Source organism: Candidatus Babeliales bacterium, from assembly GCA_035455925.1.
Taxonomy (GTDB): Bacteria; Babelota; Babeliae; order Babelales; family Vermiphilaceae; genus SOIL31.
The window spans coordinates 1-10,352 of sequence record DATIEE010000014.1 but is presented as its reverse complement, the minus strand read 5'-3'; the positions used below and the strand labels follow the sequence as shown (position 1 = coordinate 10,352).

Genomic DNA, 10,352 nt, shown 5'->3' with positions numbered 1-10,352 from the left:
TAGATAATAAAGACCCACATTATATATATTATATTGAAAAAATACAAGAAATACCTCTTAGTAAAAATTATAATAATGATGATACTGCTAAAAACAATAATTCAGTTGATTCTAATAAATCTACACTCAATACTCATTATTACCCGTTATATTATGCTTTAATTGGTTGTGGGATAATTATATCTTGCGTGAGTTTGATGTTATGTTTTTCTCAAATTTATCAAACAACTATTTAAAAAAAAATAATTAAACCCGGGTAAATCGAGGCACAAAAACACCTTCAACTTCTACTTCTTCCAAAAACATGTCCAATGGTCTATGCCAGATTTTACTAATACTATTTTCATAAAGTGCTTCATAAACAACATACCACTTCAACTCCTCTGTACAACGTGAGATAGCAATAATACGATAGTCTTTGTTTTTATAATGCCGCCAAACATCACCTGGTGTTATTTGATCAATCAGCTGTTGCATCATTATCTCCAATAATAATAAAAAATTAATGTATTTTTTAAGGTGTTTATATCCATATATCGTACTCGGGAACTAACAAAAACGACACAATACTTTGCAGTAATAAGGCTGATTGTGTTTTTCTTCTATTTTCAAATAAATATAGGTTTTTATATAAAATATTTTTAGCAAGATCTACTTTTGTTCAAAAACAGTATATCATATAAAGGATTATGCTTCACCCTTAAAAATTTCTACATTTTATAGTTGACGCTATTATAAAAAATATAATTATCCTAAAATAAATATAATAATAATTATAATATGAATATTGTCTTATGAATAAATTAAAAATAATATTTTTCTTTTTAACCTATCTACAAAACCATGTACTACTTTTTTCTGCACAACTACCCGATGTTTCGTCAAAACAGTTAAAAAATATAAATAGCAATCAAAACGAATCCTTGATCTATCATGTAAAATGCAATAATAGTGATACAGTTACATATTTATTATATACAGGCTCAAATGTTAATGAACAAGACATTGATGGCAATATGGCTCTTATGTATACCAAGAATATCGATATGATCTCACTACTTATCAAAAATAAAATAAATATAAATATAACAAATAATGCTGGTGAAACACCTTTGATATATCATCTTAAAAAAGGAAGCAACGAAAACCTCATTAGATCATTACTAACAAAAGAAACAAATATAGCAATACAAGATAAAGATGGCAATACAGCTCTTATGTACACTCAAGATAAAGAAATCTTTGCCTCGCTTATCACTCGGTGTCACTTCAATTCAAGTTATGAAAACAAACAAATAACTCTCAATAAGATAAACAACAAACAAAAAACCGCTTTAATGCATTATGTAAAAGAGAATAATGAAGAAATTGTCTCATTGCTACTTGAACATAATGCTGACCCCACTATCCAAAATAGTAAGGGTAAAACAGCTGTTAGTTATGTTAAAAATCCAAAGATCTTTTTGTTATTCATTAACTCTATAAACAATATAAATACAAATGACAATAAGAATAAAAATTCTATTTCTTATTGTATTAAAAACAATACCGATAAGGATATACTTTCATTATTACTTATATATGCTCACAATGAATCTATTATTTTATCGCTTCTCACGCGCGGGGCAGATATAAATAAAACAAATAATGCTGGTGAAACACCTTTAATGCATCATGTACATTCTAACAATGAAAAAATTGTTACACTACTACTCAATGAAAAAGCTGATGTTAACATGCAAGATAAATATGGCAACACAGCTCTTATGTACGCTCAAAATGAATCTATGATCTCGCTACTTCTCAATCATGGAGCGAATATAAATATAAGAAATAATATTCAAGCAACACCTTTAATATTATTTGTATGTTATAACAATGAAAAGATTGTTACATTACTACTCAATGAAAAAGCTGCTATTAACATGCAAGATAAAGATGGCAACACAGCTCTTATGTACGCTAAAAATGAATCTATGATCTCACTACTTCTCAATCATGGAGCAGATATAAATATAAGAAATAATATGGGTACAACACCTTTACTACATCATGTAAATTCTAACAATGAAAAGATTGTTACACTTCTACTTAATAATGAAAATATTAATGTTAATATAAAAGATGAAAATCATGACACAGCGCTTATGTATGCGATAAAAAGTGAAAAAGAAGATATTATCCTCTTATTGCTTCCAAAGGCTGATCTAAATATACAAGACAAAAATGGTAATACGGCACTTATGCTTGCAGCAAATAAAAAATATTACAGAGATGAAGATAAACAAATAGAGATTATTAAATTGTTCCTAAAATATAAAGCAGATACAACTATAAAAAACAATGAAAATGAAACAGCCTATGACATTATTCAGCAATCATATAATTATTCTTTTGGTATGGATAAAGAAACAGCAAGAAAGTTGCTGGTAGATCAACCTAATAAAGAAAGAGCAAGAAAGTTGCTGGTAGATCAATCTAATGACAATAAAATTATTATACCATATATCTTAAAATACACAGGCAGTATTATATCATTCATTATCGCATATTTAGCATTAAAATATTGCTGATAGTTTTATCCATATCTTCCATAATTGTAAAAAAGAATTATGAAATGGAACATCAACAGACCAACCTGTACCTAAAATAGTATCAGCTACATTTCCTTTATTAATCCATCCAATACTCATAAATGCTCGTTGAGTAAATCCTCCAAAACTTTCACCCGATTGTGGATTAAAATCACTTTTATTAATCGGTACAAAATCATCGTCATCATCTGCTTGAAATGCAATAGTACTTTTACTCGCCGTTTTACCAGGAGCACTTCCTGCAATACCAAAAACCTCTGTAAACGGTTGATCAAGATTAGTTCTTTCGTTTCCATGTCCCCAAATACCATAACCGATTTCTGCCTCAAACTGATGAGTGTTTAGTCGCCATCCAAGAGCAAAATCAACGACATTGAATGGCTTAGCGGTAATTTTTTGTGTTAAGAAATTAACACCAGGTAAATTGGTAGTTAGCGGAATGGTTGTTTCGTCAGAATTTTTTTTGTTAACAAGAAGAAATTTACTCCACTGTTTGCCAAATAAATCGTAAGTTCTATATTGTTTGTTTCTGATTAAGATAACTGATTCAAGATCAAGAAAAAAACACCACGCATAATCAGTAAGAACACGGTTTAGTGGTGCTTGTATATTAATTCCTGCGCCAATTCCTAAATGATGGTTATTTCCATTGACCGCTTGGAACATTGTTTTACCATTTTGTTTATTACCAGTAGGAATAGCAAGAACTGTATAATAATTAAGTTGAAAATATTCCTCGGATATATATGATGTACCAATTTTTAATCGTATTTCTGCTACCCCAATACGTTTTTTTTTATTACTTATTCGACTAAAACACCAAGTTGGTTGATTAAATGCCTCTATTATATTGTGGGGAAAAGAACTTCCTTCATTGATAACATCTGTTTGTGTAAGATTTATACTGTTATGTGTTTCAGAAATTGGCATAAAAACAGTAATGTACATATCTCGTAAAAAAGGAATATCAAACCATTGCAGATCTTGATGATATTCAAACATACATCCTTTTTGTTGTTGCTTTGGATTTATAGACAGTATACCTCGAAAGTTGCTTGGCAAATTTATCCATTCGGCGCGTATATCTCTTATTTCTTTATCGGCAGTATTGCTGTCACCAGATACAAGAAGTTCAGTTTTGTTATTCATGAGAAAATATCGTGCATTTTTATTGAGAGGTTTAGACTGCTGAAAAAATGGAATCGCTTGTAATCCCGCCTTGAATGGATGTGATTTATTATATGCAACATCATGCCATAATGATTGCTCCATAACAACATCATAATACCCTGGTTTAGTATACATAAATGAATGCGCTGTTACTTCACGCTTAGCCTGTATGCCTGGCGTTAAAATAAAAATAGACAAAAGCGCGATATATTTTTTCATGCACAATATCCTTTTTTGTCTCTAGCTTAGGACAGGATTAGGATAAATTCAAGAGCATATCGTGTTAGATCGTTTTTGATAACAATTGATCTAAAAGTATAATACTTGATTTAAGATCAACATTATCATATACAATAGCGGAAATTGCGTGAGTAAGGGCTATTCCTTCAGCAAGAGAACGTTGAAAAATATTACGTCCAGTTGCTGTTCCTAAGGCATCACCAATATGAATTTGATCATATAAATGAGCAAGAAATTCGTGTGTTCCAATCATTGAGCCTCCTGAGCAAATAATTTTCGTGTTTCCCGCTGCAGCAGAAGCAATTTTCAACGCCTGAGCACTTGTTAATATTTCTGTACTTTCTGGAGCCTTAATTTTTGCAAAATCAGCACCTAATGATACTGCAACACCAGCAGCTCCTGCAATAAGATTAGCATTATTTTCATTACAGATTGTTTTACCACGCGGATAAACCCAGACAATAGCAACCAATCCTTCACTATGCGCTTGCATAATGGTATGAGCTGCCTGAGAAAGATGTTGCGATTCGTATTCATTACCAAGATAAATAGTAATACCAATACCAGCAATAGTAATTTTGTTATTATTATTTTGTAAAGAAATAACATCATTAACCGTCCACATAAGAGCATCATGTGGGTCTCGTTGTTCATGTGATACAATATTTGTGGTTCCGTTGAGTTTTGCGATATAATTTATAGTTGTATACTGTTTTGCATATCGCGCAATGAGCCCAAGATGTGTTGCCATTGCACCAATGTTTCCTTGGGAAGCAATGCGAAAAAAATGTTCAGGGTGGAGAGCTTGTGTATTAATTTCTGGCCCGTAGAAATCATTGTTAAGATGCTCTATTTTATGATCACATGAAAATAAAAATAGACGATCAGTTTGACGGGTAATGGTAGTATAGTTTTTTATAAATATATCATGTTTTTTTTCTGGAACATCAGCTGGAATAAAACAAGAATTTGAATTGTTCATTATTGTCTCCTTAAGAAATTACTTCATCATGAATAAGCATACGCTCTGCCACTGATTCAAACAAGGGTACAGCTACTGTTGAAGCATATATATCCTTTTGTTGTGAGTCTTTAACAAATGTTACAATTACGCGTTGATAGTCATCTTTTTCAATGATTCCTGCACAGGAATAAATATTTTTTTCAGTGCTATACTTACCATCAATGAGCATATTTGCTGTACCTGTTTTACTCATAATGCGGTATCCTTTAATTGCAGCCTTTTGTGCCGTACCATACAATGTAGTCTTTTCTAATATATTTTTAACCGCAGCTAATGTTGTGTCTGAATAAAGCTTTTTGCCTAGTAAAAAATTAGAACAAAGTAATGTTGGTGTAATTTTATATCCTGTTGCAATAATGCAAAAAGCACATGCAAGTTGAAGAATAGTAGCTGAAACTTCATAGCCATAGGAAAGTGAAATAATAGATTGCTTTGACCATTTTTCTGGTGGATTTAAAAATCCTGAATTTTCACCAGAAAATTTAATTCCTGTTTTACTTCCAAACCCTAATCGTTGGTAATGATCATACAATTTAGTCCCTAATCGCTTTGCAACACTAGCAATACCGATATTATTTGATAATGCAATAACATCAGTAAATGGAATAATACCGTGTGCTTTAACCGTATTAATAGTTCGCCCCTCTATTTGCGTTGTGAGACTACTTTTGCAATCAATTAACTCGTCAGGTGTTATAACTCCTTCTTCAAGTGCTGCAAGAGCAGCACAAACTTTCATGACGGACCCAAGCTCATGCGCATCGGTAATGATTTTATTTTTAAAATTTTCCATGTTTGCGATGGGTGAGTTATTAGGATTAAAATAAGGATATGAAAGCATTACAATTATTTCACCATTTTTTGGATTCATGATAAGAACTGCTGCTTCCTTAGCATTAAATTTTTCCACTGTTGCTTCTACTGCTTCTTGTGCTAAAAATTGCAAATCTGCATCAATAGTAAGTTGCAATGGATTGCTATCATTTCCCTGCACCGTTGTTTCTTTTTTAAAATAAAAATATCCAGAGCGCGCATCTTTTTCCAAGTGACAGGTAGTTGGTTTACCCGCAAGCATACTATCGTATAAAAGTTCAATACCAAGTAATCCCTTATTATCAACATTAGTTAATCCAATCATAGGACTTGCTGATGGCAAAGGATAATAGCGTCCTGCTTCTGAAAGTAGAAAAATATCAGGATTATTCTCCGTTGTTATTATTTCAATTTCTTGTAAGGACAGCCTACGCTTGATAAACATAAATGATTTATTTTTATTATGTTCAAATCGTTTCATTGCACAAGGGAAATGTGTATCTAAAAAATGCAGCGTTTTTTGTTTATTGGTTAATTGAGTTGGTAGGATGAAAGCAGCAAGGTAATCTTTATTCATTGCAAGATAATTACGACCAGTTCTGTCATAAATTACTCCTCGCGGAGGTGTTTGGGTAATGGTAACATGATACTGTTGTTTAGCAAGTTTTTTATAATAATCATGATGTTTTATTTGAATGACATATAAATTAATACTAATCAATAGGTATGCTAGTATAAAGAGAAAAAAGATAACTGTTGAGCGAGCTTTAAAATTTTGTATCATTACCCGTTCATAATTTTTTTACTTGACTAAGTACATAAGGGTGCATTTTAAGTTTATTTTGAGCATATTTTTTAATACTTTCACGATCTTTTAATACGTATAATTCCTGCGTTAAGGTTTGCTGTTTTTCAGTAAGTAAGGTTATCTGTTTTTCGCATTGTTGGTGATTATAGCTATTTTTTATAAATAGAGTGTGTTTATGTACCTGTAAAAAGATAAATAAAATATGCACAGCTATAAAGAAACTAATAAAATAATTTTTTTTCATATGCTTCCCAATTTACTCGTAGCTTAATTGGGAAATATATTAAGAATCAATTGTTGAGAAAAATAAATGAGCAAGATCTTACATTATTTTATAAGATCTTGCTCCGTTAATTCTGTTTTTTATAAGAAGTTTAATGAGAGGAATTATACTCACGTAGTTCTTGTTCTATATCTTTTAACGAATCAATATCATTAAAACGAGTAGCCTCTCTAATATCACTTAGCAATATCCATATCTTTTTTATTTTACTCTCATCTATCTTAATAGATTTAATATACTCGTTATATATTTTTTGAGCGTCGTCACAAGCTTTTTTTGTATCTTTACAGTCATCTGTAAAGGATTGCCAAAAATGTAACGATTGGCGTTCCTCAATTTTTTTATCAAGACAAAGAATATATTTATTGTATAAGTTTTTATAATTATTTTCTATTTGATAACCATTAAGTTCTTTCTTTTTTCTTCGTAATGCTTTCTCAAGATTAAAGTTTTTTTCCTCGGCTTTTCGGTATTCCTCTTCTATGCTTTTTAGAATTAAATCCATATCTTCTGTATTTTCTGTAATATTGTTGTTTGTTAATATTTCATTGCAGAATATAATAGCAACTAATACAAAAGAAAAAAATGATATTTGCTTGGTAGTCATGAGTTAATCCTTACTATTATTTATTGAATACGATATCTTCTTAGATATTAGATACAAGAATGCCCCCAAATAGAATTTATGTCAAATAGGCTACAAAGGGTTTTTAATCAATTTAATTCTATAGATAACCTTATTTGTCAGATAATTCGTAGTGCATTGATGTAAAACGGTAAATAAAGTAGTATATAATAAAGTATTTACAAAAGGATTATTATGATTCCACGCATCAAAGGTACTCAAGATTTTATAGATTGTACCTTATTCAACTTCATTATTGATACGGTAAAAAAACATCTTATTAATTACCATTTTACTGAAATTCAAACGCCAATTTTAGAATCAGTTGATTTATTTCATCGATCATTGGGTCTTGAAACTGATGTGGTTTCTAAAGAAATGTTTTTGATAGAATCACGTCATAAAAATAGCGAAGATCGTATCTGTTTGCGTCCAGAAGGAACTGCACCAACTGTTAGAGCTTTTAATGAACATCATATTGATATAACTCCCTGGAAAGTATTTTCATATGGACCTATGTTTCGGTATGAGCGACCACAAAAAGGGAGATTTCGACAGTTTCATCAAGTTACTATGGAAATAATTGGATCAGGGGCAATTTCAGAAGATGTGCAATTTATTGCCATGTTAGATTGTTTTTTTCATGAAATTTTAAAAATAAATGATTACGCACTTATTATTAACTTTTTAGGTTGTGCACAAGATCGTGAAAACTACCTTATTATACTAAAAAATTTTATGGATAAAAGCACTATTGAAGAAAACATATGCGAGCAATGTAAAGAAAGAAAAGAGCGCAATATCATGCGCATTTTTGATTGTAAAAATTCTACATGCCAAGAAATATATCGTACAGCTCCTTATATTGCTGATGCTATGTGTAATTGTTGCATACAAGAATGGCAAGAATTACAAAAGCAATTATGTGCATTGTCTATTTCTTATACATATCAACCAACATTAGTGCGTGGCCTTGATTATTATAATAAAACAGTATTTGAATTCGTTAGTAAAAACATTGGCGGACAAGATACCTTTTGCGGCGGTGGGCGTTATAATCAACTCGTTAAACAACTCGGCGGCAGTCAGGATAAACCTGCTATTGGTGCTGCATTTGGTATTGAACGACTTATGTTACTCCTTGAACCAGTCCGTGATAATCTCGACATTCCACAACCGCCGGTTTTGCATATAATCATTCCCATATCGCCCGCGCAACATACATCAGCATTGTTACTTGCTCATCAATTACATGCGCATAACCTATGCATTGATGTTTTATTTGAAGGTTCTATGAAAAGTATGATGCGTAAAGTAAATAAATCTGGAGCAGCTTATGCTCTTATCATTGGTGAAATTGAAGAGCAAAACTGTACTGTTGCTGTTAAAAATATGGTAACGGGAGTTGAAACATCTATTCCACGCAATGATCTTGTTGCAACATTATGCACGATACGCAATTAAAAATTATTTGCATATAATACAGCAAACGCAACCCCGATTTTTGCATTAATGTTTCAGATAGATTATTTAATAATTTCTATCTATAATTCTAATTTTCAATTATATACACTCGATTACCCTATTGAGGTTTTTTGCATACCTCAATCCCGCATAAGCAGAGCAAATGTCATCTGAATTACCAGAAGTTTTTGAGTATGAAAAATTAACAAAAATAGCGTAATGAACTAGAACAAACTCAATCAAATATCTTCTTTATAACTAGTTTTTACAAAATGTATTAATAGTTTTTTATTGTATGTTTGCAGTTTCTTTTAATTCGGTTAGTTGACCAAACATGATATAACCAAATGCAATAGCGATATCACGTAAAATTATGTCGTACATATTGGGAATCATCCATAAATTTATGATAATAACCATAATCCATGCAGCAACAATATAAGCGCCATAACGAGGTAGTTTAGTAAGTATAAGTAATCCAGCTATAATTTCGATTATACCAACAGCGGGGACAAGATAAGTAATAGGAATAATTGATGCAGCAAAAGAGCTAACATATATATTCCAATTAACGATTAAGAAAAAGAATTTATCAACACCTATTAATATTGGAACAAGTCCATAAACATATTTTGAAACGGTCCATATCATATTTAATTTATTTTCATTAACCATCATCATAACGTAAAACTCCTTTTTTACTTTGACATCTTTTTATTATCTCAGGCATAGCATATTCTAAAAGCAATGTGTAGCAAAAAATAAAGAATCAATGTAATTGAGATTTTTTACCGCTTATTGCTAATATTTTTGCTCGATTTATACTAATAAAATAACTATATAAGGAAAAATATGCAGATCGTATGTGAAAAAGTAACTCTTGACGAATTAAAAAAAATGTCAGAAAAAATGTATAATAGGATTGTCAAAGCTGTTGTTGATGTGGAAAAAGGAATTATGGTTATTGACATGGAAATGCATGCAGATGGTGAGATGTTTATGTTAGAAAATGAATCTATGCAGGAAAATTTATGGGGAATTAATATTCACCCTGAATTGGAAGGAGATATGTTTATTGAGTTTGATTCTGTAATAAATATTAGACCTTCGCAAGAAAATCGCACACGTGGTGTAGATAACACAATACTTCAAAATAAAATTAAAAAACTTGTTGCTCGTTTGGTGGTTAAATAAATGAAAAGCCTTGCAGAAGGTCGTTGGTTTGAACTGTCATTAGTAGAACAAATGGCTAATGTTGGTTGTGATATAGATCGGGCAATTCGATGGAAAAATAGAGGTGATCTATTATACAGTAATGATGCACTAAAAAG

At 30.9% G+C, this 10,352-nt stretch carries 11 protein-coding genes; 4 read left to right on the top strand and 7 right to left on the bottom strand.

Features of this window, described 5'->3' with window-relative positions; all coding sequences use genetic code 11:
* Positions 1 to 236, top strand: a 236-nt coding sequence (locus tag VLB80_02250; protein HSC25018.1) for a hypothetical protein, incomplete at its 5' end; no start/stop codon positions are given.
* A gap of 10 nt (positions 237 to 246) precedes the next feature.
* On the opposite strand, the gene VLB80_02245 is transcribed toward VLB80_02250, so the two are convergent.
* A complete protein-coding gene (locus VLB80_02245) occupies positions 247 to 480 on the bottom strand; it encodes a DUF1653 domain-containing protein (protein ID HSC25017.1) in 234 nt (77 codons plus the stop codon).
* Between the two features lie 314 nt (positions 481 to 794).
* Here VLB80_02245 and VLB80_02240 point away from each other — a divergent pair, with 314 nt between their 5' ends.
* Entirely contained in the window at positions 795 to 2,573 is a 1,779-nt protein-coding gene (locus VLB80_02240) for an ankyrin repeat domain-containing protein (protein HSC25016.1), read from the top strand.
* Here the strand turns inward: VLB80_02240 and VLB80_02235 are convergent.
* The 5 genes from VLB80_02235 to VLB80_02215 form a co-directional block, all read right to left on the bottom strand.
* Positions 2,559 to 3,983, bottom strand: a complete 1,425-nt coding sequence (locus VLB80_02235; GenBank protein ID HSC25015.1) for a hypothetical protein — start codon at positions 3,981 to 3,983, stop codon at positions 2,559 to 2,561. The two genes, VLB80_02240 and VLB80_02235, sit on opposite strands and share 15 nt — an antisense overlap.
* A gap of 64 nt (positions 3,984 to 4,047) precedes the next feature.
* Positions 4,048 to 4,986: a hypothetical protein gene (locus VLB80_02230; GenBank protein HSC25014.1), complete on the bottom strand. Its 939-nt coding sequence runs from the start codon at positions 4,984 to 4,986 to the stop codon at positions 4,048 to 4,050.
* A 10-nt stretch (positions 4,987 to 4,996) separates the two neighbouring features.
* Positions 4,997 to 6,625, bottom strand: a complete 1,629-nt coding sequence (locus VLB80_02225; protein HSC25013.1) for a penicillin-binding protein 2 — start codon at positions 6,623 to 6,625, stop codon at positions 4,997 to 4,999.
* Positions 6,626 to 6,632: 7 nt separating this feature from the next.
* Positions 6,633 to 6,893 (bottom strand): hypothetical protein, encoded by a 261-nt coding sequence (locus VLB80_02220; GenBank protein HSC25012.1) that lies wholly within the window; start codon positions 6,891 to 6,893, stop codon positions 6,633 to 6,635.
* Positions 6,894 to 7,023: 130 nt separating this feature from the next.
* Positions 7,024 to 7,539: a hypothetical protein gene (locus VLB80_02215; GenBank protein HSC25011.1), complete on the bottom strand. Its 516-nt coding sequence runs from the start codon at positions 7,537 to 7,539 to the stop codon at positions 7,024 to 7,026.
* 213 nt (positions 7,540 to 7,752) lie between these two features.
* Here VLB80_02215 and hisS point away from each other — a divergent pair, with 213 nt between their 5' ends.
* Entirely contained in the window at positions 7,753 to 9,021 is a 1,269-nt protein-coding gene (hisS, locus tag VLB80_02210; GenBank protein HSC25010.1) for a histidine--tRNA ligase, read from the top strand.
* Positions 9,022 to 9,309: 288 nt separating this feature from the next.
* On the opposite strand, the gene VLB80_02205 is transcribed toward hisS, so the two are convergent.
* Positions 9,310 to 9,702 carry a hypothetical protein gene (locus VLB80_02205; GenBank protein HSC25009.1) on the bottom strand — a complete coding sequence of 131 codons (393 nt, stop codon included), beginning with the start codon at positions 9,700 to 9,702 and terminating at the stop codon, positions 9,310 to 9,312.
* Positions 9,703 to 9,873: 171 nt separating this feature from the next.
* Here VLB80_02205 and VLB80_02200 point away from each other — a divergent pair, with 171 nt between their 5' ends.
* Positions 9,874 to 10,215 carry a DUF5674 family protein gene (locus tag VLB80_02200; GenBank protein HSC25008.1) on the top strand — a complete coding sequence of 114 codons (342 nt, stop codon included), beginning with the start codon at positions 9,874 to 9,876 and terminating at the stop codon, positions 10,213 to 10,215.
* The last annotated feature ends 137 nt before the right edge of the window (positions 10,216 to 10,352 follow it).